This is a genomic window from Phenylobacterium sp. Root700 (assembly GCF_001429025.1).
Lineage (GTDB): Bacteria > Pseudomonadota > Alphaproteobacteria > Caulobacterales > Caulobacteraceae > Phenylobacterium.
Genome location: NZ_LMHT01000032.1, coordinates 36,706 through 61,198, shown reverse-complemented (window position 1 = coordinate 61,198; position 24,493 = coordinate 36,706). Strand labels below are relative to the sequence as shown.

Annotated in this window: 25 protein-coding genes and 1 pseudogene; 10 read left to right on the top strand and 16 right to left on the bottom strand. The window is 67.8% G+C overall.

All coding sequences use genetic code 11. The annotated features are described in order from the left end of the window. Positions 1 to 17 precede the first annotated feature (17 nt). From ASE02_RS16895 to ASE02_RS16885, 3 genes are all read right to left on the bottom strand, one after another. Positions 18 to 2,138 (bottom strand): M13 family metallopeptidase, encoded by a 2,121-nt coding sequence (locus ASE02_RS16895; RefSeq protein ID WP_082602174.1) that lies wholly within the window; start codon positions 2,136 to 2,138, stop codon positions 18 to 20. Positions 2,139 to 2,247: 109 nt separating this feature from the next. Further along, a complete protein-coding gene (locus ASE02_RS16890) occupies positions 2,248 to 3,285 on the bottom strand; it encodes a LacI family DNA-binding transcriptional regulator (protein WP_235536732.1) in 1,038 nt (345 codons plus the stop codon). 66 nt (positions 3,286 to 3,351) lie between these two features. Beyond that, a complete protein-coding gene (locus tag ASE02_RS16885; RefSeq protein WP_082602163.1) occupies positions 3,352 to 4,701 on the bottom strand; it encodes an FAD/NAD(P)-binding protein in 1,350 nt (449 codons plus the stop codon). 181 nt (positions 4,702 to 4,882) lie between these two features. Here ASE02_RS16885 and ASE02_RS16880 point away from each other — a divergent pair, with 181 nt between their 5' ends. Next, positions 4,883 to 6,139 carry a cytochrome P450 gene (locus ASE02_RS16880; RefSeq protein WP_056735705.1) on the top strand — a complete coding sequence of 419 codons (1,257 nt, stop codon included), beginning with the start codon at positions 4,883 to 4,885 and terminating at the stop codon, positions 6,137 to 6,139. Between the two features lie 161 nt (positions 6,140 to 6,300). Continuing rightward, positions 6,301 to 7,116 carry a phytanoyl-CoA dioxygenase family protein gene (locus ASE02_RS16875; RefSeq protein ID WP_056735704.1) on the top strand — a complete coding sequence of 272 codons (816 nt, stop codon included), beginning with the start codon at positions 6,301 to 6,303 and terminating at the stop codon, positions 7,114 to 7,116. Positions 7,117 to 7,149: 33 nt separating this feature from the next. On the opposite strand, the gene ASE02_RS16870 is transcribed toward ASE02_RS16875, so the two are convergent. Genes ASE02_RS16870 through ASE02_RS16855 form a run of 4 tightly spaced genes read right to left on the bottom strand, consistent with a single transcriptional unit; the run spans position 7,150 to position 9,568 of the window. Next, on the bottom strand, positions 7,150 to 7,881 hold the full coding sequence (locus ASE02_RS16870) for a dienelactone hydrolase family protein (protein WP_056735703.1): 732 nt from the start codon (positions 7,879 to 7,881) through the stop codon (positions 7,150 to 7,152). An 8-nt stretch (positions 7,882 to 7,889) separates the two neighbouring features. Then, a complete protein-coding gene (locus ASE02_RS16865; RefSeq protein WP_156406099.1) occupies positions 7,890 to 8,180 on the bottom strand; it encodes a 2TM domain-containing protein in 291 nt (96 codons plus the stop codon). A 52-nt stretch (positions 8,181 to 8,232) separates the two neighbouring features. Then, positions 8,233 to 8,787, bottom strand: a complete 555-nt coding sequence (locus tag ASE02_RS16860; RefSeq protein WP_056735701.1) for a hypothetical protein — start codon at positions 8,785 to 8,787, stop codon at positions 8,233 to 8,235. A 10-nt stretch (positions 8,788 to 8,797) separates the two neighbouring features. Further along, a complete protein-coding gene (locus ASE02_RS16855) occupies positions 8,798 to 9,568 on the bottom strand; it encodes an SDR family NAD(P)-dependent oxidoreductase (protein WP_056735700.1) in 771 nt (256 codons plus the stop codon). Between the two features lie 72 nt (positions 9,569 to 9,640). Between ASE02_RS16855 and ASE02_RS16850 the strand changes: the two genes are divergently transcribed. Next, on the top strand, positions 9,641 to 10,246 hold the full coding sequence (locus ASE02_RS16850) for a TetR/AcrR family transcriptional regulator (RefSeq protein WP_156406098.1): 606 nt from the start codon (positions 9,641 to 9,643) through the stop codon (positions 10,244 to 10,246). Positions 10,247 to 10,322: 76 nt separating this feature from the next. Further along, complete coding sequence (locus ASE02_RS16845) at positions 10,323 to 11,132, top strand: alpha/beta fold hydrolase (protein WP_056735698.1); 810 nt, start codon at positions 10,323 to 10,325, stop codon at positions 11,130 to 11,132. Here ASE02_RS16845 and ASE02_RS16840 read toward each other — a convergent pair. Further along, positions 11,129 to 11,653: a GNAT family N-acetyltransferase gene (locus ASE02_RS16840; RefSeq protein ID WP_056735758.1), complete on the bottom strand. Its 525-nt coding sequence runs from the start codon at positions 11,651 to 11,653 to the stop codon at positions 11,129 to 11,131. The genes ASE02_RS16845 and ASE02_RS16840 overlap by 4 nt on opposite strands. A 153-nt stretch (positions 11,654 to 11,806) precedes the next feature. Between ASE02_RS16840 and ASE02_RS16835 the strand changes: the two genes are divergently transcribed. After that, positions 11,807 to 12,796 (top strand): aldo/keto reductase, encoded by a 990-nt coding sequence (locus ASE02_RS16835; protein ID WP_056735697.1) that lies wholly within the window; start codon positions 11,807 to 11,809, stop codon positions 12,794 to 12,796. A gap of 119 nt (positions 12,797 to 12,915) precedes the next feature. Then, a complete protein-coding gene (locus ASE02_RS16830) occupies positions 12,916 to 13,713 on the top strand; it encodes a DUF1295 domain-containing protein (protein ID WP_056735696.1) in 798 nt (265 codons plus the stop codon). Here ASE02_RS16830 and ASE02_RS16825 read toward each other — a convergent pair. Beyond that, the gene (locus ASE02_RS16825) at positions 13,710 to 14,963 is read right to left on the bottom strand and encodes an MFS transporter (RefSeq protein WP_056735695.1); all 1,254 of its coding nucleotides are present in this window, start codon (positions 14,961 to 14,963) and stop codon (positions 13,710 to 13,712) included. The two genes, ASE02_RS16830 and ASE02_RS16825, sit on opposite strands and share 4 nt — an antisense overlap. Positions 14,964 to 15,051: 88 nt before the next feature. Here ASE02_RS16825 and ASE02_RS16820 point away from each other — a divergent pair, with 88 nt between their 5' ends. Next, the gene (locus ASE02_RS16820) at positions 15,052 to 15,819 is read left to right on the top strand and encodes a helix-turn-helix domain-containing protein (RefSeq protein ID WP_056735694.1); all 768 of its coding nucleotides are present in this window, start codon (positions 15,052 to 15,054) and stop codon (positions 15,817 to 15,819) included. On the opposite strand, the gene ASE02_RS16815 is transcribed toward ASE02_RS16820, so the two are convergent. From ASE02_RS16815 to ASE02_RS16805, 3 genes are read right to left on the bottom strand one after another with little or no spacing between them, the layout of a single operon-like run. Continuing rightward, the gene (locus ASE02_RS16815) at positions 15,810 to 16,769 is read right to left on the bottom strand and encodes an ornithine cyclodeaminase family protein (RefSeq protein WP_056735693.1); all 960 of its coding nucleotides are present in this window, start codon (positions 16,767 to 16,769) and stop codon (positions 15,810 to 15,812) included. The genes ASE02_RS16820 and ASE02_RS16815 overlap by 10 nt on opposite strands. Before the next feature lies 1 nt (position 16,770). Continuing rightward, a complete protein-coding gene (locus tag ASE02_RS16810; RefSeq protein ID WP_056735692.1) occupies positions 16,771 to 18,165 on the bottom strand; it encodes an AMP-binding protein in 1,395 nt (464 codons plus the stop codon). A gap of 6 nt (positions 18,166 to 18,171) precedes the next feature. Further along, positions 18,172 to 18,636 carry an Lrp/AsnC family transcriptional regulator gene (locus ASE02_RS16805; protein ID WP_056735691.1) on the bottom strand — a complete coding sequence of 155 codons (465 nt, stop codon included), beginning with the start codon at positions 18,634 to 18,636 and terminating at the stop codon, positions 18,172 to 18,174. 120 nt (positions 18,637 to 18,756) lie between these two features. Between ASE02_RS16805 and ASE02_RS16800 the strand changes: the two genes are divergently transcribed. Beyond that, a complete protein-coding gene (locus tag ASE02_RS16800; protein WP_056735690.1) occupies positions 18,757 to 19,002 on the top strand; it encodes a DUF6356 family protein in 246 nt (81 codons plus the stop codon). After that, a complete protein-coding gene (locus tag ASE02_RS16795; protein WP_235536731.1) occupies positions 18,999 to 20,006 on the top strand; it encodes a YeiH family protein in 1,008 nt (335 codons plus the stop codon). Before ASE02_RS16800 ends, ASE02_RS16795 begins: the two co-directional genes overlap by 4 nt. A 275-nt stretch (positions 20,007 to 20,281) precedes the next feature. Here the strand turns inward: ASE02_RS16795 and ASE02_RS16790 are convergent, their stop codons facing one another. The 4 genes and pseudogenes from ASE02_RS16790 to ASE02_RS16780 form a co-directional block, all read right to left on the bottom strand. Further along, positions 20,282 to 21,562: an N-succinylarginine dihydrolase gene (locus ASE02_RS16790; protein WP_056735689.1), complete on the bottom strand. Its 1,281-nt coding sequence runs from the start codon at positions 21,560 to 21,562 to the stop codon at positions 20,282 to 20,284. Further along, positions 21,559 to 22,273: pseudogene (locus tag ASE02_RS23050) on the bottom strand (aldehyde dehydrogenase family protein); the annotation flags it as partial. The gene ASE02_RS16790 and the pseudogene ASE02_RS23050, both read right to left, overlap by 4 nt. 1 nt (position 22,274) lies before the next feature. Further along, a partial coding sequence (locus ASE02_RS23045; RefSeq protein ID WP_235536730.1) for an aldehyde dehydrogenase family protein occupies positions 22,275 to 22,905 on the bottom strand: 631 nt, incomplete at its 3' end. Further along, positions 22,892 to 23,905: an arginine N-succinyltransferase gene (locus ASE02_RS16780; RefSeq protein WP_056735687.1), complete on the bottom strand. Its 1,014-nt coding sequence runs from the start codon at positions 23,903 to 23,905 to the stop codon at positions 22,892 to 22,894. The genes ASE02_RS16780 and ASE02_RS23045, both read right to left, overlap by 14 nt. 140 nt (positions 23,906 to 24,045) lie before the next feature. Between ASE02_RS16780 and ASE02_RS16775 the strand changes: the two genes are divergently transcribed. Further along, the coding region (locus tag ASE02_RS16775; protein WP_082602162.1) for an Lrp/AsnC family transcriptional regulator at positions 24,046 to 24,493 on the top strand (448 nt) is incomplete at its 3' end.

Below are 24,493 nucleotides of genomic sequence, written 5' to 3'. Positions count from 1 at the left end.
ATCATCGATGCGGGCGACTACCAGATCTTCACCCGCTGGTCGGGGGCCAGATAGAGACCTTGGCCGGCCTTGACCTCGAAAGCCGGGTACCACGGGTCCTGGTTGCGCACGGTCTGGGCGCGGTACTCGCCCGGCGAATGGACGCCCGACAGCACGTTACGGCGCAGGGTGGCTTCGCGGAATTTCGAGCGGTAGTTCTGCGCCCAGCCCAGATAGAACCGCTGGTCGGCGGTGAAGCCGTCGATCACCGGCGGCGGCTGGCCATTCAGCGACAGGTAATAGGCGTCATAGGCGCTGGCTAAGCCCGCCAGGTCGGCGATGTTCTCGCCCAGGACCTGGTTGCCATTCAGATGCAGGCCGGGCAGCGGCTCATAGGCGCTGTACTGCGCCGCCAGCGCCTGGCTGCGGGTCTTGAACTGGGCCATGTCGGCCGGCGTCCACCAGTTGCGAAGATTACCCTTGGCGTCGAACAGGGCGCCGGTGTCGTCAAAGCCGTGCACCACCTCGTGGCCGATCACTCCGCCGATGGCGCCGTAGTTCACGGCGGCGTCCGCATTGGGATCGAAGAAGGTCGGCTCGAGGATCGCCGCCGGGAAGACGATCATGTTCTGCATCGGCAGGTTCAGGGCGTTGACGGTCTGCGGCGTCATCCACCACTCGTCGCGATTGACCGGCCCGGCCAGCTTGGCGACGTTGCGGCGGTACTTGAACAGCTCGCCGCGCTCCCAGTTGCCGTAGGCGTCGCCGCGCACGATCTGCAGACCCGAATAGTCGAGCCACTTGTCGGGATAGCCGACGCCGACCCGGAAGTTAGCCAGCTTCTCGCGGGCCTTGGCCTTGGTGTCGGCGCTCATCCAGTCCAGGCGGTCGATGCGGGCCCCGAAGGCGGTGAGAATGTTCTTCACCATCTCCTGCATCTGAGCCTTCGCTTCAGGCGTGAAGTGGCGCTCGACATAGAGCTTGCCCACCGCCTCGCCCAGGGCGCCGCTGGTGTTGTCGACGCCGCGCTTCCAGCGCTCGCGCTGTTGCGGGGTCCCAGCCAGCGCCGTGCTGTTGAAGGCGAAGTGCTCGTCGACGAAAGCCTTGGAGAGGAAGGGCGCGCCGCGCTCGACCGCGTGGAAGGCCAGATAGTCTTTCCAGGTCGCGATCGGCTGCGAGCCGACGAGCTTGGAGATCGCGGTGATCGCACTCGACTGCCAGGGCCCGAAGGCCGGCTGCTGTCCCATGCCCGCGGCTTGGAGATAGGCGCTCCAGTCGACGCCCGGCGCCTTGCGGGCCAGGTCGGCCCGGCTCCAGACGGTGTTGGCCTTGGCGATGTCGCCGGTGGCGTCGACCGTCCAGTGAGCCCGCGCGATCGCGGTCTCCAGCGCCAGGATTCGACCCGCCCGCGCCTGCGCGTCGTCATAGCCCGCCAGCTCCAGCATGCTGGCGATGTGGGCCTTGTACTTGGCCCGCAGATCCTGGAACCGCGGACTTGCGTCCAGATAGTACTCGCGGTCGGGCATGCCGAGCCCGCCCTGCATCAGGTAGGGCCGGTACTTGCTGGTGTCGTTCATGTCCTCGGCCACCCACAGGCCGAACAGACGGTCGGTCGTGTAGTCGGTAGCGTTGAGGGCGTCGACGTCGGCGCGCAGGGTCGCGCCGAGCTCGCGCGACAGGTCGGCGCGGGTCTTGATCGCGTCGATCCGGGCGAGCTCAGGCTTCAGCGGCGTCAGGCCGGCGGCCTCGATGGCCGCCTCGTCCATGAAGCTAGCGTAGAAGTCGCCGATCTTGCGCGCATCGGATCCGGCCGGCGCGTCGCCCTTGGCCGAGTCCTCGACGATGGCGCGGGTGCGCTCGGCGGCGACGTCGGTGAGCACGCCGAAGGTGTTGTAGCTGCCGCGGTCCGCCGGGATCTCGGTGGTCTTCATCCAGCCGCCGCTGGCGTAGTCATAGAAGCTGTCGCCCGGCGCGACCGTCCGGTCCATGCCGGCAGTGTCGAACCCGAAGGATCCGTATTTCGGCTTAGGCTTGGCGGCCTCGGCGGCCGGCGACGGAGTCGCCGTCTCGGCCGTGAGTAAGACCGGCGTCGTGGTGGCGCAGGCGGACAACAGAACGGGCGCACATGCGCCCAGCAGCAGAGATTTCCAGGTCTTCATCGAGAGCTCCATGCGCGGGCGCGGCGCGCGCGCCATCGGCGTTTGAGCCCTTCATACACCGGCCGGGCGCATGGGCGCTGCGCGGCGCATTAAACTTCCGTCATCTGGGCTAAGAGACCGCCGCCGTCGAGTTTCGCACGATCAGTTCGGGCACGATCTCCCGTGGCGTGGCCGGCGCCTCGCGCAGGGCGCTGGGGGTCAGCATCTCGCCGGCGATGCGGCCCATCTGGCGAAGCGGCAGCCTGACCGAGGTCATGGTCGGCCACAGGCGAGCGGCGATCGGCGCGTCGTCGAAACCGACGATGGAAATGTCGGCGCCCACGACCAGCCCGCGCTCGCGCGCCGCCAGATAGGCGCCGGCCGCCATCTCGTCGTTCAGGCAGAAGATCGCCGTGGGACGCGGCTCCATCGCCAGCAGTTCACGCGCGGCCTGCACGCCGGATTCGTAGGTATAGGCGCCGCGCCGCACCAGGGCTGGATCGAGGGCCAGGCCGTGCTCGGCCAGCCCTTCCTCAAAGCCCTGCATCCGCACGCTGGACGAGCGCCGCCCCTGCTGCCCGGAAATCAGGGCGATGCGGGTGTGTCCAAGCCCAGCCAGATGGTGCGCCGCCTGGGCCGCCCCCTGCCCGTCATGGCTGACGACCATGCGATCGGCCTGATCCAGCGGCGTGGAGGAGATCCGCACATATCGGCGGTCCAGCTCCTTGAGCAGGTCGACGAGGCGCTCCTCCTCCGACACCGGCGAGGGCAGGACGACGCCGAACAGCTTCTGGCGCTCGATGAAGGCCCGCATGTCCTCGACCAAGGTCGGGCTGGTCCGGTCGACCCGGCGCACGACCAACTCGAAGCCGGTTCCGGCCATCGCCTCCAGCAGGCCCTGCTGATGGTCGATCGTGTGCTGGGCGTTGGGGTTGTCGTAGATCAGCCCGACCAGGAACGAGTGCCGGAACGCTAGGCCCCTGGCCTGCGGATCGGGCACGTAGCCGGTCTCGCGGATGATCGACTGGATGGCCTCGCGGGTGTCTTCCTTGACGAACAGGCTCTCGTTGATGACGCGAGACACAGTCTTCTTGGAGACCCCCGCCATCCGGGCGATGTCGTTGATCGTCGGCCGGCCGTCCTTCGCAACCCTGTCGCGCGCAGTCACGATGTCGGTTTCCCGCTGAACTCCAGTTCAGTTCATAGCGTGCGCCCGATCACGGCGCCAAGCGGCCTAAGCAGCCTGCGCGCGCCTTAGACGGCCGAGTATCGCCTGGGCGGCCTCGGCGGCCTGGGTGCGGATGTCCGGCACCGAGGTGATTTCCCAGAACGCGCCGCGCGTCAGCGGCCCCACGGCATAGAGTCCAGGCTCCGGCGCGCCGCCGGTTCCGATCAGCCGCGAGGCGGGGTCGACCTCGGCGCCCAGCCGGCAAGGATCTGGCCGAATGTGCCCGCGCGCCAGCAGCCGCTGCAGCAACGGCTCGCTGGCCCGGTCGAGGTCGCCGAGCAGCCCGGCGCAATTGACCACCGCCGCCACGCTCAGCCGCCTGGTCAGCTTGGCCCCGCGCGGCCGCCAGGTGACTTCGACATTGTCGCGGCTGGGCGTCAGGCTGGTGATCTCGCCAGCCCGCACCACCAGTTCGCGCGAGCGCATCAACAGGCCGACCCGGCGCGCGACGCTCGGCGCCAGCCGATGGCGGTGCACGTCCCACCAGGGCCGCAGGTGGCGCAAGAAGGATCGCCGCTGAGCCTGGCTCCAGCTTTCCCAGATGCCGCGCACCTGTGGGCGAAGCGCGTCGATCGCCTCGCGCCATTGGCCGTCGCCGGAGGCTTCGCGCACCGCCGCCAGCACCTGACGGGGCGAACCTGCCGCCTCAAGCTCGGGGACATTGGCCGCGACGGGGGCGTGAGCGCGGGGAATGAGGCCGCGGCGGGAGATCGCCCAGAACCGCCGCCCCGGCCGCCAGAGGGTGACCGCCGCATCAATCATGGTCAGGCCCGACCCGGTCAGCAGGACGTCGTCGGCGTCGTCAGGCAGGCGCGCGGCGAGATCCCAGGGGTCGCCGATGTAGCGCGGCGAGCCCAGCAGGGCTTCGGTCGCCACCGCAGGCGGCGCCGGCCGCAGGACGCCGAGCGCCAGCACCACCGCCTGGGCGTCGATCTCACGGCCCAGGGCCAACCTCACCCGCCAGCCCTCACCCGCCCGTTGTAGATCGACCGCCTCGTCCTGCTCCAGCAGCAGCCGCCCGGCGGCGGTGTTCTCCAACGCTTCGCGCAGCAGGTCCTGGAGGTAGTCGCCATAGACGCCGCGGGTGACGAAGCCGCCATGCGAGCGCCAACCCTCATGGGTGGCGAGCCAGCGGGTGAAGTGCTCCGGATCGCCCGGATAGGCGCTCATGTTGGCCACCCGGACGTTGAGCAGATGGTCGGGATTGCCGGTCGAGTAGGCCGCGCCACGGCCGAATGACCTCGAACGCTCGATCAGCCGCACCGTCGGCCCGTTTGGGTCGGCGGTCAGGTGCAAGGCGGTGAGCAGGCCTGAAAAGCCCGCCCCAATCACCGCAACTGTAGGCCGCTGGGCCATGGCTCATACTCCGTCGATATGCGAGCTTAATTCCTATCATTTTTATCGGATTTGAAACGAGAGAAAAACTTCACCTGAACGCAGATCAGTTGGAGACGCCCGGCAAAAGGCGCGCTAAACTTGACGCCAGCGTCATCTTTGGCTGGAGACCGAGAGCGCTACCGGACCGGAGGAGATACTTATGAGCGACGGCAATATCGATCTGTCCAAGGACGCCCGCGCGCAAGCCTATGCGACGCCGCTGGACAAACTCGACCCGGCCCAACCGGCCCTCTTCCAGTCCAACGAGATGTGGTGGAACTTCGAGCGTCTCCGCAAGGAAGACCCGGTCCACTACGTCGCGGAGAGCGAGTACGGCCCCTACTGGTCGATCACCAAGTACAACGACATCATGGCGGTCGACACGAACCACCAGGTGTTCTCCTCCGAGGGCGGCATCACCATCGCCACCCAGGACGGCGATGAGGGCCCGCTGCCCATGTTCATCGCCATGGACCCGCCCAAGCACGACGTGCAGCGCAAGACGGTGAGCCCCGCCGTCTCGCCGATGAACCTGCAGATCCTTGAGCCGCTGATCCGCGAGCGCGCCGCGGCGATCCTCGACAGCCTGCCGATCGGCGAGGAGTTCGACTGGGTCGACAAGGTCTCCATGGAACTGACGGCCATGACCCTGGCCACCCTGTTCGACATGCCGCAGGAAGACCGCCGCAAGCTGACCTACTGGTCCGACGTGGTCACCGCCGTCCCCGGCCACGGCCTGATCGACACCCTCGAGCAGAAGATGCAGATCTTCGTCGAGTACCACGCCTACTTCACCAACCTTTGGAACGAGCGGGTCAACGCCGAACCCAAGGGCGACCTGATCTCGATGCTGGCCCATGGCGCCGAGACCCGGAACATGGCCGCCCGCGAGTATTTCGGGAACATCGTGCTGCTGACGGTCGGCGGCAACGACACCACCCGCAACACCATCACCGGCTCGGTCCTGGCGCTGAACCAGAACCCCGACCAGTACAAGAAGCTGCGCGAGAACCCCTCGCTGATCCCCTCGATGGTCTCCGAGACCATCCGCTGGCAGACCCCGCTCGCCCACATGCGCCGCATCGCGACGCAGGACTTCGAACTGGGCGGCAAGACCATCAAGAAGGGCGACAAGGTCGTCATGTGGTACGTCTCGGGCAACCGCGACGACGAGGTCATCGACCGTCCCAACGACTACATCATCGACCGCGAACGGCCCCGGAACCACATCTCCTTCGGCTTCGGCATCCACCGCTGCGTGGGCAACCGCCTGGCCGAGCTGCAGCTGAAGATCATCTGGGAAGAGATCCTCGCTCGCTTCCCCGACATCCAGGTGGTCAGCGAACCCAAGCGCGTCTTCTCGACCTTCGTGAAGGGCTATGAGTCGATGCGAGTGATCATCCCCTCGCGGCTCTAGAGCTGTTTCGATCTCTGTAGACCTGGCGGCGGCGCGAGTTATCTCGCGCCGCCGCTTTCGTGTTCGGCCCGCCCCGCTCGTCGATGATCTGGGACAACGAACGGCCTGGACTTGCCCTGCCGTCACGCGGCTAGACTCATCCCAAACTCTGGGAGGCGGCCATGACCACCACGCCGTTCGACATCGAAGCCCATGTCCAGCGCCTGACGCAGGACGGCTATACGATCATCGAGGACTTCGCCGACGCCGCCACCTTGGCTCAGGCCAGGGAAGCGCTCGCGCCGCACCTTGGCAGTCACCACGGCCGCAACAGCTTTGAGGGCCTAGCCACCGAGCGGGTCTACACCCTGGTCGCGCGGGGAAAGGTTTTCGAGCGCCTGACCGAGGAACCCCGGCTTCTCGCCCTCCTCGACCGCTTCCTACAGCCCGGCTACCTGCTCACCGCCAGCCAGGCGATCTGCATCCATCCCGGCGAGGCGGCCCAGGCCGTCCATACCGACGACGGCTTCTATCGCCAGCCTCGCCCGCGGCCGGCCATCAGCCTGTCGATCATCGGGGCTGTCGACGAGTTCACCGACACCAACGGCGCCACCGACATCATTCCCGGCAGCCACACCTGGAGCGACGAGAAGATCTCCAGCCTGGCGCCCGAGGAAGTCGCCGCCATGCTGCGCCCGGTGACCATGCCGGCCGGCGGGTGCATCGTCTTTCAGGGCACCCTGCTCCACCGTGGCGGCGCCAACCGCAGCCAGGCGCCGCGGCTGGCCTTCACCAACCAGTATTGCGAGCCTTGGGGCCGGACCCAGGAGAACTTCTTCCTCGGCGTGCCGCGCGAGCGGGCCAAGGCCATGTCGCCGAGGCTGCAGTCCCTGCTCGGCTACAACATCTGGCCGCCGTTCATGGGCCAGGTGACGGGATCGCACCCGATCAAGAGCCTCGAGGATGGGTGGATCGCACCGGTTGACCGCCGCCCCTGACCCTCGCTCGTCATCCTCTGCTCGGCCGAAGGGCTACCCCAGGTTCCGCTGATAGAGCGCGATCAGCCGCTCCCAATGCCGTTCGGCCGCCGGCTTGTCGTAGGCGGCGCGTTGCGGGAAGGCGAAGCCGTGCTGGACGGCGGGATAGAGCTCGACCTCGGCGTTGACGTGGTCGGCCTTCAAGGCGACGTCCAACGCCTGCACCACCTCCAGCGGCGCCCAGCGGTCGATCTCGGCGCAGGCGAAGTAGAGTTCGGCGCTGGCCTTGGGCGCCGCGATATGAGGGCTGTCGCCCTTGTCGGTGACCAGGAAGGTTCCATAGATCGAGGCCGCCGCCGCGATCCGCCCCGGGTGACGCGCCGCCGCGTTAATCGCGAACTGGCCGCTCATGCAGTAGCCGACGCAGCCGGCCTTGCCCTTCGAGGCCGCAGGGTCCTTGTCAGCATAGACCAGCAAGGCGTCGGTGTCGGCCATCACCAGCGGAATGGTCAGCGAGTTCATCAACTCGAACACCCGCTTGTGCTCGGGATCGGCCCGATCCTCAGCCGTCATCTCCAGCACGCCGGCGCGGTAGTAGAGGTTCGGCAGCATCACGTAATAGCCGCAGCTGGCCAGCCTGCGCGCCATATCGCGCAGCTCCTCGCGGATAGCTGGAGCGTCCATGTAGAAGAGGATCAGCGGATGAGGCCCGCCCCGTTCAGGGTGGACGATGAAGGTGGTGGTGGCGCCGTCCCGGGTGGGGATTTCGACAGTCTGTTCGATCATGCCTGGTCCTAGTGTTTCGGCGGCGGGTTGCGGCGGAGACGAGTCAGTTCCTTCTCGACCATCCGCTCACGCTGGTCGCCGGCATGGGCGTAGACCGAGAACCCATGCGCCAGCAGGCCGATCCCCCAGCCGGCCATCGGCCAGACGAACCAGAGATAGCCGGGCGAGGTCGCCAGGTTGATCGCCACCAGGCCCGCATTGACGATCCCATAGACCAGCAGATGACTTCGAAAGCCCAGCTTCGCATCGGCCCGGCGCTCGGCGAGCTTGCGCAGCCTCAGTTCCTCATCGTCAGCCATGACCACCGCTCCCATTTCGATGCTTGATCTCACATCAATTGAGCGCCGGCCGCTAGCCTCGCGGCATGACGATGCAGGCCCGGGCCAGCGAGACGCGCGTCAGCTCCCGGCGGCGCAGGAACACCTGCATGGCGTCGGAGGTCGGATCACGCGAGACCTGCCATTCCCCAAGATCGCGATAGCGGGTCATCAGCAGCAGCCGGCGCGCGCCATCGGCGCGGTCGGTTTCGGTCTCGGCGGCCAGGAACAGGCCGTAGATCCTGGTCTCGAACCGGCGCTCGAAATCTGGCCACGCCTCGCCCGACAGGCGGACGAACTCGTCCACCGCATCGCCGTCGATAGTGAACCAGTTGTGGACATAGATCCCGCCCGGCTCGGGTGGCGCGTCCTGCGTCGGACGCAAGGTCGGGGTCAGGCGATCAACGCTGTGGGCGTCGAGGTCAAGTTCGGCCCCTGGCCGCGTCAGGACCAACGCCTCGTTGGAGGCGAAGCCCAGCAGAGGCGCGAACACAGCCACCGTGTCCGGCGCGGCATGCAGCCGGTCGGCGAGCGCCTTCTGGGCCGTGCGGTCACGGCCCAGTCGGAGTTGAAAGTAGTCGTATTCCAAAGCCTTAGCCCTAGAAATTGACGCGCGAAGAGATCGCGCCGTCGACCAGCATGTTGATGCCGGTGGTGAAGGCCGAGCGCGGGCTGGCCAGGAACACGGTCGCGGCCGCCACTTCTTCCGGCGTCGCCATCCGGCCGGTCGGGTTGCGCTTGATCATCTGCTCGAAGAACTGCGGCATGCCGGCCTTCACGTTGCCCCAGACGCCGCCCTCGAAGAACACCGTGCCGGGCGAGATGACGTTGCAACGCACGTGCTTGGAGGCGTTCTCGCGGGCCACGCCCTTGGCGTAGTGGATCAGGGCGGCCTTCATGGCGCCGTAGGACGAAGGATTGTCGGCCTGAGCGGCCGAGACCGACGAGGTGATCAGGAACGCCGCGTCGCCGTTGGCCTCACCGGCCTTGAGCAGGAACGGCTTGGCCGCCTCGAAGGTGCGGACCGCGCCCATGACGTCGATGTCGAACATCGCCTGCCATTCATCCTCGCCATTGCCCTGGACCAGGGCGCTGGCGTTGGAGACCATGACGTCGATGCCGCCCAGGGTCTCGCCGGCCTGCTGCACGAAGGCCTTCAAGGCCGGACCGTCGGCGATGTCGACCACCTGGCCCCAGGCGTTCACGCCCTTGGCCTTCAGCGCCTCGACGGCGGCGGCGACCTGCTCGGCGTTGCGCGCGCAGATCGCGACGTCGGCGCCCTCGTCGGCCAGCAGGTCGGCGATGGCGCGTCCGATGCCCCGCGAGCCGCCGGTCACGACAGCCTTCTTGCCCTTCAAACCCAAGTCCATGTTCGGCTCCCTGATCTCTTGTTGGCGATGTTCTAGCGCGACCTTCCGCCGCTGCGCCACACAAGCCGAGACTTGACATCCCGCGCCCAGCCCCTGACCTGTGAGCAGATGCTCACCCCGGCCCTCACAACCAAGGACAAGCTGCTGCGTGCAGCCCTCGAGATCGTCGCCCGTGACGGCTTCGAGGCCGCGACCACGGCCGCGATCGCCAGCGCCGCAGGCGTGGCCGAGGGCACGCTCTATCGTCACTTCCCGTCCAAGGACGACCTGCTGATCGAGGTCTATCGCCGGATCAAACAGGGGGTGTTCGAAGCGATCAGCGACGGAGAGCACGGGGACGAGGCGCCCGACGCGCGGGTCAAGCGGGTGTGGCGCAAGCTCTACGAGACCTACCGCGCCGACTCAGAAGCCTTCATGTTCGGCCAACGCTTCGCAGAATCCGCGCTGTCCAAGCGCGAAGGCGGCGCCGCCCACGAGGCGATCGCCGGCGCGGTCACCCGGCTGCGCGCCGCCGGGGTCGAGCGCGGCCTGTTCAAGAGCTTGCCCGGCGACCTGATGTCCAACCTGTTCTTCGCTCCGGTCGGCTACATGCTGAAAAGCGAGCTCAAGGGCCGCCGCTGGAGCGAGGCTGAACTGGACGCCATGGCCGAGGCCGTGCTGGACTCCTGGCGCGCCTGACCTTTCTGGGGGCCCCCTGTCGGCGAGCGGCCTCGCCGTTCGTCCTCTGATCGCCACCCACGACAAGGAGCCCGCCATGGAAGGCGAAACGAGCAGCGGTTACGTCACCACCGACGGCCTGGACGTCTATTACGAGATCCACGGCGGCCTGCCCGACTCCGCTCGCCCGCCGTTCGTGCTGCTGCCCGGCGGGGCGATGACCATCGAGACCGCCTTCGCCGACGACCTGCTGCCGATGCTGCGCCGTCTACGGCCGGTGATCGCCATGGAGATGCAGGGTCACGGCCACACCGGCGATCGCCAGGGTCCGATCACCTTGGAGCAGATGGCGCGAGACGCCTCCGCCGTGCTGGCGCACCTCGAAGTCGGCAGCGCTCACTTCGTGGGCCACAGCCTGGGCGCCCTGGTCTCATTCGGCGTGGCGATCAGCCATCCCAACCAGGTCGCCAGCATCACGGCGATCGGGGCGACCTACACCTTCGACGACATGCTGCCCGAGCTGGTGAAGCTCCAGCGCGATCCCAGCCATGAGCCGTCGGCCGAGCTTATCCCCCTGCTGCCGACCGCCGACGAATTCGCGGCGTGGACCGACAGCTTCCGCCGCAGCGCGCCTGAGCCGGACGCCTTTGAGGAAATCCTCGGCAGGCTCAACGTCATGCTGGCGCAATGGCCCGGCTGGCCGCGCGCGGATATCGCCGCCCTGACCGCGCCGGTCCTGCTGGTGATCGGCGACAACGACTTCGTGCGGATCGACCGCGCCGCCGAAGCCGCAAGACTGATCCCGGACGCCCAGCTCGCGGTGCTGCCTGGCACGACGCATATGAGCATCGTCCGGCGCGGCGCCTGGCTGGTTCCGCTGATCGAAGCCCGGATCGTCGGCGGCTAGATCGCCTTCTCAAGCACGATGAAGTTGAGGTCGTCGCGCATCGGCTCGCCGAACCGCTGATCGCCATAAGGAAATGGGCGCGTTTCGCCAGTCGAAACGTAACCCCGACGCTCGTACCAGGCGATCAGCGTGTCGCGGATCTGCACCACCGTCATGGTGATCCGGTTTGCGCCCAGTTCCTTGGCGTGGTTCTCAGCGGCGCCCAGCATGGTGCGGCCAAGCTTGCGGTCCTGCAGATCGGGCCGCACGGTCAGCATGCCCAGGTACCAGGCGTCGTCAGTCGCCGGCTCCAACCAGGCGCATCCCAGCAAGGGCCCCGCGGCCTCGTCCCGCAACGTCAGCAATATGGCCTCGGGGTTGGCGGCCAGATCATGCGCCAGGGTCTGCGCGTCGGTGCGCTGACCACCCAGATAGTCGGCCTCCGTGGTCCAGCCCTGGCGCGAACTGTCGCCGCGATAGGCGGAGTTCACCATGTCGGCGACAGCAGGCAGGTCGGATGGAGCGGCAGGGAAAAGATGCATGGTTTCGTAAATCCACACGTCGGGTTCAACGCCAAGCAAAAAATCGCGCCGGGAACAAAGCCCCTCCCCTTGACGCTTTTGAGCGTGGGAGCTACTTATCGCCTTGTGAGTGAGCGCTCACATCCCCCACAATCTGAATCTGCGGAGACCTCCATGATCCGTCGGGAAATCGGCCGAACCGGCCGTGAAGTGAACGCCATCGGCCTGGGCTGCATGGGAATGTCGATCGCCTATGGCGAGCCGATGGACCAGGGCGAAGCGGTCAAGCTGCTGCACGCGGCCCTCGACCGCGGCGTCGACCATTTCGACACCGCCGAACTGTATGGCTTCGGCGCCAACGAAGAACTGCTGGGCGCGGCCTTCCATGATCGCCGCGACAAGGCGTTCATCGCCACCAAGTTCGGTCCGGTCGGCGACCTGAAAGAGCGCACCGTGCGCGGAGTCGACGGCTCGGAAGCCAATATGCGCCGGGCCATCGAACAGTCCCTGCGCCTGCTGAAGACCGACCACGTCGATCTCTACTACCTCCACCGCAAGGATCCGGGCCGTCCCATCGAGGAGACCGTCGAGGCGATGGCCAAGCTGGTGAAGGAAGGCAAGATCGGCGCGATCGGCCTTTCGGAGGTCAACGCCGACAGCCTGCGCCGGGCCCAGGCTGTCCACCCCATCGCCGCCGTGCAGTGGGAGTACTCGATCTTCACCCGCGACATCGAACGCGAAGTGCTGCCGCTGTGCTGGGACACCGGGGTCACGGTCGTCGCCTACTCGCCGCTGGGCCGCGGCATGCTGACCGGCGCCTTCACGCGCGACCACAAGCCGGAGGGACAGGACTACCGCGCCGTTGTCTCCCCGCGCTTCAAGGGCGAGGCCTATGGCGCCAACATCGACCTGGTCGAAGAGATCGAGCGCCTGGCCAAGGCTCGCGGCGCCCAGCCCTCGCAGATCGCGCTGGCCTGGGTGCTGGCCACCAAGCCGAACGTGGTGACCATCCCCGGCACCACCAAGCTGGCCAACCTCGAAGCCAACCTCCAGGCGGCCGACATCAAGCTGACGGCCGAAGAGACCGCCAGCCTCGACGGCCTAGCCGACAAGGTCCAGGGCGAACGCTACGACGAACGCGGAATGACCCTGGTCGACGCCTAGAGCATTTTCGAGCGAAGTGGCTGCCGGTTCGCGTGAAGAAAATGCGTAAGAACAAACCCTAAGGTCGGGAGCCGCCGCTCCGATTGCGTTCCCTAGCGGAACGGCGGCAACCTTCCCTCATGGACGTCACGCAGATTCTCGTCGTCAATGCTGCGGTCGTCGGCGCCTGCTTTCTGGTGCTGTGGCTGATCTCGATCCGCCTGAAGGATCCCAGCTTCGTCGACAGCTGGTGGGCGTTGGGCATGGTGGCGATCACCTGGACAACGTTCCTCTTCACCGGCGGGCGCGGTCCGCACGCGAGCGCGCTGACCCTCCTCTGCACCGTCTGGGGCCTGCGGCTCGGCCTCTACCTCCTGTGGCGCTGGCGTAAGGACGGGCCGGACCGCCGTTACGTCGTCATGATCGGCAAGGCCGCAAGTGAACGCGGCTGGAGCTTCGCCAAGGCCTCGATGTTGCTGGTGTTCGCCATGCAGGCGCCCGTGCAGTTCGTGGTGTGCCTGCCGGCGCAACTCGGTCAGGTTACGGCGACCAGCGCGCTAGGGCCGCTGGCCTGGATCGGCGTCGGCGTCGCCGTGATCGGCATTGGTTTCGAGACCATCGGGGACTTCCAGCTCGCGAGGTTCCGCGCCGACCCGGCCAACGCCGGCAAGGTGCTCAGCACCGGCCTCTGGCGCTACACCCGGCACCCGAACTATTTCGGCGACGCCTGCGTCTGGTGGGGCCTCTACCTGATCGCCGCCGAGACCGGCTGGGCCGGCATAGCCGCGATCCCCGGCCCCATCTTGGTCACCCTTCTGCTGACCAGGTGGAGCGGGGTTCCGAGCATCGAAGGCCGGATGCGCCGCAAGCGGCCAGGCTACGAGGCCTATATCCAGCGCACCTCCAGCTTCATCCCGCTGCCGCCGAAGCGCGCCTAGGGCACGGTCTCGGGCTCAAGCCCCGGCGTGGGCGGCGGTTGGCGATGCTGCTCGACCTTCGGCAGGAAGCCCGCCAACAGGCCGATGGCCGGCAGGAAGGCGCAGACCCGGTAGACCGTCTCGATGCTGGTGGCGTCGGCCAGCAGGCCCAGCACCGCGGCCCCGATACCGCCCATGCCGAACGAGAAGCCAAAGAACAGACCCGAGATCATGCCCACTCTCCCCGGCGCCAGTTCCTGGGCGTAGACCACGATGGCCGGGAAAGCCGAGGCCAGGATCAGCCCGATCACCACCGTCAGCGGCAGGGTCCAGAACTCGTTGGCGAACGGCAACAGCAGGCTGAACGGCAGCACGCCCAGGATCGAGAACCAGATCACGTACTTGCGCCCGAAGCGGTCGCCCAGCGGACCGCCGGCCACGGTGCCGACCGCCACCGCGCCCAGGAAGGCGAACAGGTGGAACTGCGCGGCCTGAACCGAGGCTCCGAACCGGTCGATCATGTAGAAGGTCAGGTAGTTGGTCAGGCTGGCCAGATAGACATATTTCGAGAAGATCAGCGCCAGCAGGATGCCGATGCCGATCACCGCCTGCCGGGTCGGCGGAGCCGCGGCCGCGGCGTGCTTGGCGGCGGCTTGCAGGCGCGTCAGGCCGTGGGTGCGATACCAGTTGGCCACGTTCCACAGAATCCCGCCCGACAGCAGAGCCAGCAGGGCGAAGAAGGCCAGGCTGGACTGCCCCCACCGCACAACGACCACCGCGGCGGCCAGCGGACCTAGCGCCGAACCGGCGTTGCCGCCGACCTGGAACAGCGACTGGGCCAGGCCGAACCGGCCGCCCGCCGCCATCCGCGCGACGCGGGAGGATTCCGGATGGAAGACCGAAGAGCCCATGCCCAGCAGGCAGGCCCCGGCCAGCAGCATCGGATAGGAGTGCGCCACCGACAGCACCGCCAGCCCGGCCAGCGAGAACAGCGTCCCGGCTGGCAGCGCCATCGGCGTCGGCCGCTTGTCGGCATAGAGGCCGATCATCGGCTGCAGGATCGAGGCGGTGAGTTGGTAGGCGAGCGTGACCACCCCGATCTGCCCGAAGGTCAAGCCGAACTCGACCTTGAGGTTCGGATAGATGGCCGGAAGCAGCGACTGCATCATGTCGTTGAGCAGGTGGCAGAAGCTGATCGCCAGGATGACGCCGAAGGCGGTCCCGGCCACAGGCTGCGTCGCTGGTTTCACGGAAATGATCTGCTCGCTCATCTGAGGCTCCAAACTGATAGGCCTCGCATAGGCTTTTCGCCGGTCGCCCGCATTCCTATATGGGTCGTTCAGTTTCGCGAGTGGGACAATGACCACCTGGATCGATCCGAATGACTATGAGGACATCCCCCGGCCCATCGTCGCCATAGGCAACGACTATCCGCCGTCGCATGAGTTGGAGTGGCATTCGCACCGGCGCGGCCAGCTGCTTTACGCCGCCAAGGGGGTGGTCGCGCTGTCGACGCCGCATGGCGCCTGGGTGGCCCCGCCCGAGCGCGCCGTCTGGACCCCGGCCGGCGTACCGCATTCGGTGAAGATGGTCGGGGCGGTCAGCACCCGCAGCGTACTGATCGACCCTGGAACCTGCGCGGCGCTCGGCGACCGTAGCCGGGTGATCGGGGTGTCGCCGCTGCTGCGCAGCCTGCTGGTCGAGGCCTGCGACATCGAGCGGGAGTACGACCTGGATGGGCGCGACGGCCAGGTCATGTCGCTGCTGATCACCGAGCTGGAACGGGCGCCGGTGATCCCGCTGGCCGTTCCCTTCCCCATGACGCCGACCCTGGTCGCCAGGTGCCACGCCTTTCTGGAACAACCTAGCCCGCACGACACCATCGACGGCTGGAGCGACGCGCTCGGCATGGGCAGGCGCGCCTTCACCCGGTTGTTCCGGCGCGAGACCGGCATGAGCTTCGCCGAATGGCGGCAACAGGCCTGCGTGCTGGTGGCCCTGCCCCGGCTGGCGGCCGGCGATCAGGTGACCGCCATCGCTCTCGATCTCGGCTACGAAAGCCCGGCGGCCTTCGCCACCATGTTCAAGCGCCTGCTCGGCGTCGCCCCCAGCCGATATCAGCCCTGAGGACTGGCCTCGTGATCGACATGGAGCGCCCAGGCGGTGGCCAGATCCTGCACCACGTGGCCGAGTGATTTGTAGGCGGTGATCTCCTCAGCCGACCGGCGCCCTTCGATCTTGCCCGACAGCACTTCGCCGATCTCGGCGACGATATGGTCGTCGCCGATCAGCCCAGCTTCCTTGGCGCGCAGGAATTCGGCCCCCTGGCGCAGCACGCCCTCGCGGCTGTCGGCGATGAAGCGGCTTGCGATCACCAGGTCATTGTCCACCTCCACCGGCCCGGCATAGCTGGAACCCACCAGATTGAGGTGCGCGCCCGGCGCGACCCAGGCCCCCTTGAGGATCGGTTCGGCGGCGGGGGTCAGGGTGCAGATGATGTCGGCGTCACCGACCGCCGGCTCGACCTCGGCATGGGTGACGACCGGCACGCCGATCTCGGTGTCGAGCTTGCGGGCGAAGGCCTGGCTCCGCGCGGCGTCGCGGCCCCAGACCGAGATCGCCGACAGTTTGCGGACCTTGGCGATGGCGCGCGCATGGGTCATCGCCTGCTCGCCATAGCCCAGCAGAGCCAGGCGCGAGGCCTCGGGGCGAGCGAGCGCGTGCGTCGCGACGGCGCTGGCCGCTGCGGTGCGGATGGCCGTGACCTCGCCCGCATGGACCACGCAGACCGGCGCGCCGGTCTGCGGGTCAAACAGCACGATCACGCCCTGGTGCGACTGGACGCCCTTGGCGAAATTGTCGGGGAAGACGCTGATCAGCTTGGCGCCGAAGGGGGCGGTTTCGCCCAGCGCGCCGGGCATGATCCCGAACATCCGGCCCTGGGCCAGCGGGATGATCGAGCGCAGATGCTGGCGCGTCGTCCCGGCCGACAGCGCGATCATCGCCTCGCGCACGATCGGGATGGCCATGTCGTAGGTGAGCCGGCGGGCCACCTCTTCGCGGTCGATCAGGCGCATGTCAGGCGAAGGTCTCCGCATAGCGTTCGCGCAGCAGGTTCTTCTGCACCTTGCCCATGGCGTTGCGCGGCAGTTCGTCGACGAAGAACACCCGCTTGGGCGCCTTGAAGGCCGCCAGCTGAGTGCGCGCCTGGGCGATCATCGCCGCCTCGTCGCCCTGGCCGATCACCACCGCCACCACCGCCTCGCCGAAGTCCGGGTGCGGCACGCCGATCACGGCGCTTTCGCTGACGCCCGGCAGTTCGTCGAAGATCAACTCGATCTCCTTGGGATAGACATTGAAGCCGCCGGAGATGATCAGGTCCTTGGCGCGGCCGGAGATCCACACCCGGCCGTCGGGGTCCTGGCGGCCCACATCGCCGGTGATGAAGTAGCCGTCGGCGGTGAACTCCTCCGTGGTCTTCTCCGGCATTCGCCAATAGGCGGCGAAGACGCTCGGCCCCTTGATCTCGATGGTCCCGGTCTCGCCGCCGGCGACGCGCAGATCCACGCCCGGCAAGGGATAGCCGACGCTGCCGGCGATCCGTTCGCCGTCCAGCGGATTGGAGGTGATGATCACCGCCTCGCTCATCCCGTAGCGCTCAAGGATGCGCTTGCCGGTCCGCGCCTCGAACTCGGCGAAGGTCGATTCCAGCAGCGGCGCCGAGCCGGAGATGAACAGCCGCATGTGGCTAGCGCGTTCCTGTGTGAAGCCAGGGTTGGCCAGCAGGCGCGTGTAGAAAGTCGGCACCCCCATCATCACCGTGGCCTTGGAAAGCCCGTCCAGCACCTGGGCGTCGTCGAACTTGGGCAGCCAGACCATCGGCGCGCCCGACAGGAAGGCGCAATGGAGGCCGACGAACAGCCCGTGGACGTGGAAGATCGGCAGGGCGTGCAGCAGCACGTCGTCTGACGTGAAGCCCCAGATCTGGTGCAGGGCCTGGGCGTTGGCGGCCAGGTTCCCGTGGCTGAGCATCGCCCCCTTGGACCGCCCGGTCGTGCCCGAGGTGTAGATGATCGAGGCCAGGTCGTCGTCGTCCATGGCCAGGGTTTCGACCAGTGGCGGCCGGGTTCTCGCATCGGCGACCAGGGCCTGCGCGTCCTCTACGAACAGCACCGGCTCGGCGTCCTCGAGGAAGTAGTCGACCTCGGCCTCGGTATAGGCGGTGTTGAGCGGCAGGAAGACCGCGCCGACCTTCAGGGTCGCCAGATAGACCGCCACCGCCGCGACGCTCTTCTCCGATTGCAGCGCCACCCGGTCGCCCGGCTCGACCTCGTACTCGACCAACAGGCTGGCGGTGCGCGCGACGTCGTCCTCAAGCTCACCATAGGAGACGGCGCTCCCGTCGGAGAGCAGGAAGGCCGGCTTGGAGCGGTCGGCCGGAAAGCGTGATGAGAGCAGGTCGTAGAGGTTCATCGGGTCTCAAAGCGGGAGGGCCGTGGTGAACTTGATCTGCTCCATCGCGAAGGCGGAGGAGACGTCGTTCAGCGGAGCCGTGGCGATCAGGCGTTTGTAGAAACGGTCGTAGGCGGAGATGTCGGAAACCACCACCTTCAACAGGTAATCGGTCTCGCCCGCCAGCCGATAGAACTCCACGACTTCGGGCAGCGCGGCCGCGCCCTTGGCGAAGTCAGCGATCCAGGCCTCGTCGTGGCGGCTGGTACGGACGGAGACGAAGACCACCAGCCCCAGATCCAATTTCTCGCGGGCCAGCAGCGCCACCTTGCGCTCGATGACCCCCTCGTCGGTCAGCCGCTTGACCCGCTTCCAGCACGGCGTTTGCGACAACCCGACCCGCTCAGCCAGCTCGGCGACCGGGATGGTGGCGTCGGCCTGGAGCTCGCGCAGGATTCGCCGATCGGTCGGGTCGAGGAGAACATTCGTCATTTCATTCGCCGGAAATCGAGAAATATGTTCGCAATATTGATCCGAACACGACGAGATCGACAACGTCTTTCTCGACCAAGCGGGCCATCCTGGGGTTCAAGCGATCTACAGGAGAGGCATATGCTCGACGCATTCATCCGGCACCCGACCGCCGTGGGCGAGAGCTATTCCCAGCACATGGGTCATGCGACCAGCTTCGGCGTGACGATGATCGTCGCCGGCCTGGCCTGCATCGTCCACGCGATCTTCCCCTTCTGGTTCGAGAAGACCGCCAGCGACTGCATCAAGCGGCTCCACACCCGCATGAACGCGCGGCTTCGCACTGAAAGCCCCCCGACCCAGGCCCCAACGGCGCTCCAGGCGTGAGCCTGACGCCGGCCCTGGCGGGCGCCGACACCCGTCACCACCCAGCACGAAGCGCCATGATCGTCGGCGTGCTGGCGGTCTGCGCCTGGGCGATCGGCCGCTCCACCGGCTTCCCCGCGCCGGTGCTGGCAGCCGTGGCCGGCATGGGGCTCGGCTTGGCCGGACTGTCGGGCCAGATGGCGCCGGGCCTCGTCCTATGGGCCAAGCCTGGCCTCAAGATCGGCGTCGCCCTGCTGGGAGCCCAGATCGCCTGGGCCGAACTGGCCGCACTTGGCCTGCCCGTGGCGCTCGCCAGCGGCGGCGTGGTGATGGCCAGCCTGGGGGCCGGCACGCTGATCGGAACCCTGGCCGGCCTGCCGCTGGTCGAGGCCCTGATCGCCGCCAGCGCGGTCTCGATCTGCGGGGCGTCGGCCGCGATGGCCGCGGCTAGCGCCCTGCCCGAGACCGACAACAGCCGCCGCACCACGGCGCTGGTCGTGGTGGGCGTGAACCTGCTCTCGACCATCGCCATGGTCGCCTACCCGGTCCTGGCCACGGCGCTGGGCTTCAGCCCTCGCCAGATCGGCGTGTTCCTGGGGCTGTCGATCCATGACGTGGCCCAGGTGGTGGCGGCCGGATCCTCGGTCTCACCGGTGACGGAGGCCTCCGCCGCGCTCGCCAAGCTCTCGCGCATCCTCTGGCTCGGCCCGGTGATCGTCACCATCGCCTTGACCATGCGCGGCGGCTCGGCCGGCTCCCGGCGGTTCCCCGCCCCGCCCCTGTTCGTCTGGGGGTTCGCGGGTCTGATGCTGCTCCGCAGCCTTGGCCTGATCCCCGAGACGCTGCTGCCGGCCCTGGCCACCGCCTCGCAGATCCTGTTGCTGGGCGGCGTCTGCGCCATCTCGGCCCAGGTCGCTCCGCGCGACCTGCTGCGGATCGAGCCGAGGCTCGCCTGGACCCTCGCCGCGGCGACCGCTGTCATCGCCGTCCTCGCGGCGGTGACCAGTTTGACGTTGGTGGCGTAGAGCCCCCTCAGTCAGCTTCGCCGACAGCTCCCCCAGCGGGGGAGCATCTAGTCCCCAGATCCTCCCCCGCTGGGCAGGGCAATCGCATATGGAAGAACGGATCGTGATCGCCGCTCGCGTTTACCGCAAAACGCGACTTTGGCAGGGCTTAGCGGCTGACAGAGCCTGTTTCCCATAGACTGACTCTATCTGACGAGCGCCCGCCATAGGCGCGTTCCATATGCAATACCCCTGCCCGCTGGGGGAGGTGGCGCGCGAAGCGCGACGGAGGGGGGCTAGTCCGCGATCACCGCCTCAAGCGCCGCATGAGCGGCCCGGGCCTGGGCCCACAGCTGCGGATCAACGAGATCGTCAGGGGAGATACGCTCCGGCCAATGGGCCTCGACCACAGCTGACAACGCCTGCCAGCGCTCTGGCGTCAGCAGGAAGCGCGGGTCGATCCCCGCCCTGGCCGGACCATCGACCGGCACGCGCAGCCGCAGGCAAGCTGGGCCGCCGCCGTTGCGCATGCTCTCGCGGACATCGACCACCACGGCCTCGCTGATCGGATTGTCGGCGGCGAGCACGGTCTCCACGGCCTTCCAGGCCACGGCGCTGTCCTTGACGTCCGACGGCAGGATCAGCGCCATGTGGCCATCCGGCAGGGTCACCAGCTGGGAATTGAACAGATAGGACGAGACCGCGTCAGCCAGACTGACCCCGAAGGTCTCGACGATGTGCAGGTTCGGCAGCCGCTCGCGCAGAGCGCCATAGAGCCGGGCCGGATCGGCGAAGGCCTCGGGGTGAGCCAGCAGCACATTGGCGTTGGCCACCGCCACCACATCGTTGTGAAAGGCGCCGGCCTGGACCGCCGCCTCGTTCTGTAGGGCGTAGAGCGTACGGTCGCCGTCGAGCCCAGCAAGGCGGGCGACAGCCTCGCTCGCCCGGCGGCTCTGGCGTTCAGGATAGGCGCCGCCCCGAAGTTCGCCATGGGCGAAGATGTTGAGCCCCGGCGCGCCGTGGCTGGCCGCCAGCCGCATATGGTTGGCCGCGCCCTCGTCGCCGAAGTGGCGAGCGCTGGGCAGCGGACCATGGACGCAGAACCGGTCAGTGTCGGGAAACACCCGGCGCAGGAGTTCGAAGGTTTCGTCGGCCTCGAAGCTTCGGTGCAGCATGCCGGCGAGATTGGCGCTCACCAGATGCACGCGGCCGTCGGCGGTGTCGGGAGCCGCTAGAACCGTGGCGGCGTTGGCCCGCCACATGCTCGAGGCCGAGCAGGCCGCGCGGAACAGGCCCAGATCCTCCGATGCGGCGGCGGCCAGCACCTCGTCGTCGCTCCCCTTGAAACCGAACGGCCGCAGGGCGGCGGCGGCGGGGCGCAGCGGCGGCGGCAGGAAGCCCTGGACCAGGCCCAGCTCCATCACCGCTCGCATCTTCGCCAACCCTTGCAGGGCCGCCGCGCGGGGATAGGAGACCTCGCCCAGATTGGATTGCGACGCGACATTGCCGACCGACAGGCCGGCGTAATTGTGGGTCGGTCCCGGCAGGCCGTCGAAATTGACCTCGATCGCGCTCATCCCGCCAAGCCCGTGGCGATGCGGAAGCTGGCGCTGTCAGCCTCCAGGCTCGCGACCGGATAGGCGCAATAGTCGGCCGCGTAGTAGGCGCTGGGGCGATGGTTGCCCGACAGGCCCGGCCCGCCGAACGGCGCGGTGCCCGCGGCCCCCGTCGTCGGCCGGTTCCAATTGACGATCCCGGCCCGGACCTGGGTCCAGAAGCGGTGATAGAGCGCCTCGTCATCCGACAGCAGGCCCGCGGCCAGGCCAAACCGCGTGGCGTTGGCCGCCGTGACGGCGCTCTCCCAGTCGCCCGCCCGGATCACTTGCAACAACGGCCCGAAGTTCTCGCTGTCGACCACCTCGACCCCGGTCACATCGACCAGGCCCGGCGTCAGATAGGGCCGGTCGGGGCTGAGCGGTTGCATCTCACGGATCGCTCGTCCACCCAGGCGAGCCTGGGCCTTCAACAATCCGGCCGCGCTCGACAGATCGATCACCGGCCCCATGAACGGCTGCGGCTCGTCGAACGGCGCGCCGACCTTGATGCGGTCGATCAGGGCGGCGAGCGCATCGATGATCTGGTCGCCCGCCGCGCCAGCCGGCACGATCAGCCGCCGCGCGCAGGAACACCTCTGGCCAGCCGACACATAGGCCGACTGCACGATCAGGTGGGCGGCGCTCTCGGCGTCGGCGACGTCCCAGGCGATCAGCGGATTGTTGCCGCCCAATNCCCCGCCGGTGAAGAAGACGCCGTCGGTTTCGGGATGCACGACCAGGGCCTGGGCGATCTCAGCGGCGCCGATCACCACCTGCAGCACGTTGTCCGGCACGCCGGCCTCGCGCCAAAGCTCAGCCAGATACAGGCCGCTGGCCGGGGTCTTCTCGCTGGGCTTGAAGATCACCGCATTGCCGGCCAGCAGGGCCGGCGCGATGTGACCGTTCGGCAGATGCATGGGGAAATTGAACGGCCCGATCACCGCGACGGCGCCGTGCGGGCGGTGGGCCAGCCGCGCCCGCGCGCCGGCCGCCTCGCCCACCCGCTCCCCCGCCCGTTCGGCCTGGGCGCGGATCGACACCTCGACCTTGCCGGCGACGGTGTCGGCCTCGGTCAAGGTCTCCCAGAACGGCTTGCCGGTTTCGCGGCTGATCAGCCTGGCGATGGTTTCGCGCCGCGCCTTGGCCAGATCGGCGAAGGTGCGGGCGATCCGGTGGCGCTCCTCCAGCGACAGGGCCGACCAGGCCGCAAACCCCTGGCGCGCGCGCGCCATGACGGCGTCCAACTCGGACGCCGACGTCGCCGGGCCGCGCCACACCACCTCGTTCGTGCAGGGATCGGTCGAGACGACTTCAGAATTCGACATGACGGACGCGGTCTCCGATCTGCAGCATCAGGGCGTGGGCCAGTTCGGGGCTCACCCGGAACTCATCGTCGTTCCACCAGACCTGACCGCGCGAGGCGCGGAAGCTCTGCACCGCGCCGGTGCAGGCCAGGACCTCCGGGCCATCCCCGCAGGGACCGATGGCGGTGACGGTCGAGACCCGGCTGTCGCGGACGGCCTTGAGGCTGTCGATGTCGGCGACCATGGTCGGGCCGGCGTCGAAGATGTCGATGCAGCCCTCGAACCGGAAGCCTTCCTCGGTCAGCAAGGCATGCGCCCGCGCGCCGTCCGGATGATATTGCCCCACCGCCAGGGCCGCGTCGGTCGGCAGCAGGTTCAGGTAGATCGGGTATTTCGGACCAAGGTCAGCGATCACCTGCTTGCCCTCGCCGACGCTGATGCGGTCAGCTTCCTTGAACTCCAGGCCGTAGAACTTGCGGCCCACGGCCTCCCAGAACGGCGAGCGGCCGTCGACATCCTGATAGCCGCGCAGCTCCGACACCACGCGGTCGCCGAACCAGTCGCGATGCTCAGCCATGAACAGGTAGCGGCTACGCGCCATCAGCCGCCCGCCGGCCATGCCGCGCAGCCCCGGCCGCACGAACAGGCCCCCGACCTCGGCCGAGCCGTCATAGTCGTTCACGGGGGTGAGGATGGTGTTCTCGGCGACCTTGCCGAGCGCCTGGGAGGTCTGGCGCAGCCGCCCGATCCGGTAGGAATAGAACGGCCAGTCGCCGCCGACGCTGGGGAAGATGCAGCCGGTGCCGACCACCTCGCCGGCGGCCTCCATGACCAGCAGGATTTGGCTGCCGGCCTTGCGCACGCCGGCCAGGGCCGCGGCGCTGGCGGCCAGCAAGGCGGTCAAGCGTTCGCGGCAAGGCGGCAGATTGGTCATGCCCAGGCCAGCGGTGAGCGCCAGCGCGTGCAAAGCTTCCAGGTCTTGGGGTCCGGCAGGGCGGACGACGACGCCGATGGCGATCATGACATCCTCCGCAGAATGATCGAAGCCTTAGAAGCTTATTGTGCTAGGGATTTCGCCAAAGAGGCGGCGGAAGACTGTGACCTTCACCGCATAAACTGCGGCGGGACGAGACCTTGGACGGATATTCTGCACTGGACCGAATGGACCTGAAAATCCTGGCAATTCTGCAGGTCGACGGCCGCATCACGAACCAGGCCTTGGCCGAGCGGGTCGCACTGTCGCCCAGCGCCTGCCTGGCCCGGGTGAGACGCCTGGAAGCCGACGGCCTGATCCAGGGCTACCACGCGCGGCTCGACATCGAACGCATCCGCCCGACCGTCACCATCTATGGCGAGGTGACGCTGAAGAGCCATCGCCCCGCCGACCTGGCGGCCTTCGAGGCGGTGCTGTCGGAGATCCCGGAGGTCGTCGAGGCCGCCCAGGTCTCCGGCCCCTTCGACTACCTGATCAAGGTGGTGACGCCCGACGTCCGCGCCTGGGGCGCCCTGGCCGACCGCCTGCTGCAGGAGGGTTTGGGCGTCGACAAGATCGCGTCCCACATCCTGATGAAGGACGCCAAACCGTATCGCGGCACCCCGGTGACGACCG

Coding starts and splice junctions, on each gene's coding strand:
- ASE02_RS16895 (WP_082602174.1), bottom strand. CDS start 2,138: ATGAAGACCTGGAAATCTCTGCTGCTGGGCGCATGTGCGCCCGTTCTG.
- ASE02_RS16885 (WP_082602163.1), bottom strand. CDS start 4,701: ATGGCCCAGCGGCCTACAGTTGCGGTGATTGGGGCGGGCTTTTCAGGC.
- ASE02_RS16880 (WP_056735705.1), top strand. CDS start 4,883: ATGAGCGACGGCAATATCGATCTGTCCAAGGACGCCCGCGCGCAAGCC.
- ASE02_RS16875 (WP_056735704.1), top strand. CDS start 6,301: ATGACCACCACGCCGTTCGACATCGAAGCCCATGTCCAGCGCCTGACG.
- ASE02_RS16870 (WP_056735703.1), bottom strand. CDS start 7,881: ATGATCGAACAGACTGTCGAAATCCCCACCCGGGACGGCGCCACCACC.
- ASE02_RS16865 (WP_156406099.1), bottom strand. CDS start 8,180: ATGGCTGACGATGAGGAACTGAGGCTGCGCAAGCTCGCCGAGCGCCGG.
- ASE02_RS16855 (WP_056735700.1), bottom strand. CDS start 9,568: ATGGACTTGGGTTTGAAGGGCAAGAAGGCTGTCGTGACCGGCGGCTCG.
- ASE02_RS16845 (WP_056735698.1), top strand. CDS start 10,323: ATGGAAGGCGAAACGAGCAGCGGTTACGTCACCACCGACGGCCTGGAC.
- ASE02_RS16840 (WP_056735758.1), bottom strand. CDS start 11,653: ATGCATCTTTTCCCTGCCGCTCCATCCGACCTGCCTGCTGTCGCCGAC.
- ASE02_RS16835 (WP_056735697.1), top strand. CDS start 11,807: ATGATCCGTCGGGAAATCGGCCGAACCGGCCGTGAAGTGAACGCCATC.
- ASE02_RS16830 (WP_056735696.1), top strand. CDS start 12,916: ATGGACGTCACGCAGATTCTCGTCGTCAATGCTGCGGTCGTCGGCGCC.
- ASE02_RS16825 (WP_056735695.1), bottom strand. CDS start 14,963: ATGAGCGAGCAGATCATTTCCGTGAAACCAGCGACGCAGCCTGTGGCC.
- ASE02_RS16820 (WP_056735694.1), top strand. CDS start 15,052: ATGACCACCTGGATCGATCCGAATGACTATGAGGACATCCCCCGGCCC.
- ASE02_RS16815 (WP_056735693.1), bottom strand. CDS start 16,769: ATGCGCCTGATCGACCGCGAAGAGGTGGCCCGCCGGCTCACCTACGAC.
- ASE02_RS16810 (WP_056735692.1), bottom strand. CDS start 18,165: ATGAACCTCTACGACCTGCTCTCATCACGCTTTCCGGCCGACCGCTCC.
- ASE02_RS16805 (WP_056735691.1), bottom strand. CDS start 18,636: ATGACGAATGTTCTCCTCGACCCGACCGATCGGCGAATCCTGCGCGAG.
- ASE02_RS16800 (WP_056735690.1), top strand. CDS start 18,757: ATGCTCGACGCATTCATCCGGCACCCGACCGCCGTGGGCGAGAGCTAT.
- ASE02_RS16790 (WP_056735689.1), bottom strand. CDS start 21,562: ATGAGCGCGATCGAGGTCAATTTCGACGGCCTGCCGGGACCGACCCAC.
- ASE02_RS16780 (WP_056735687.1), bottom strand. CDS start 23,905: ATGATCGCCATCGGCGTCGTCGTCCGCCCTGCCGGACCCCAAGACCTG.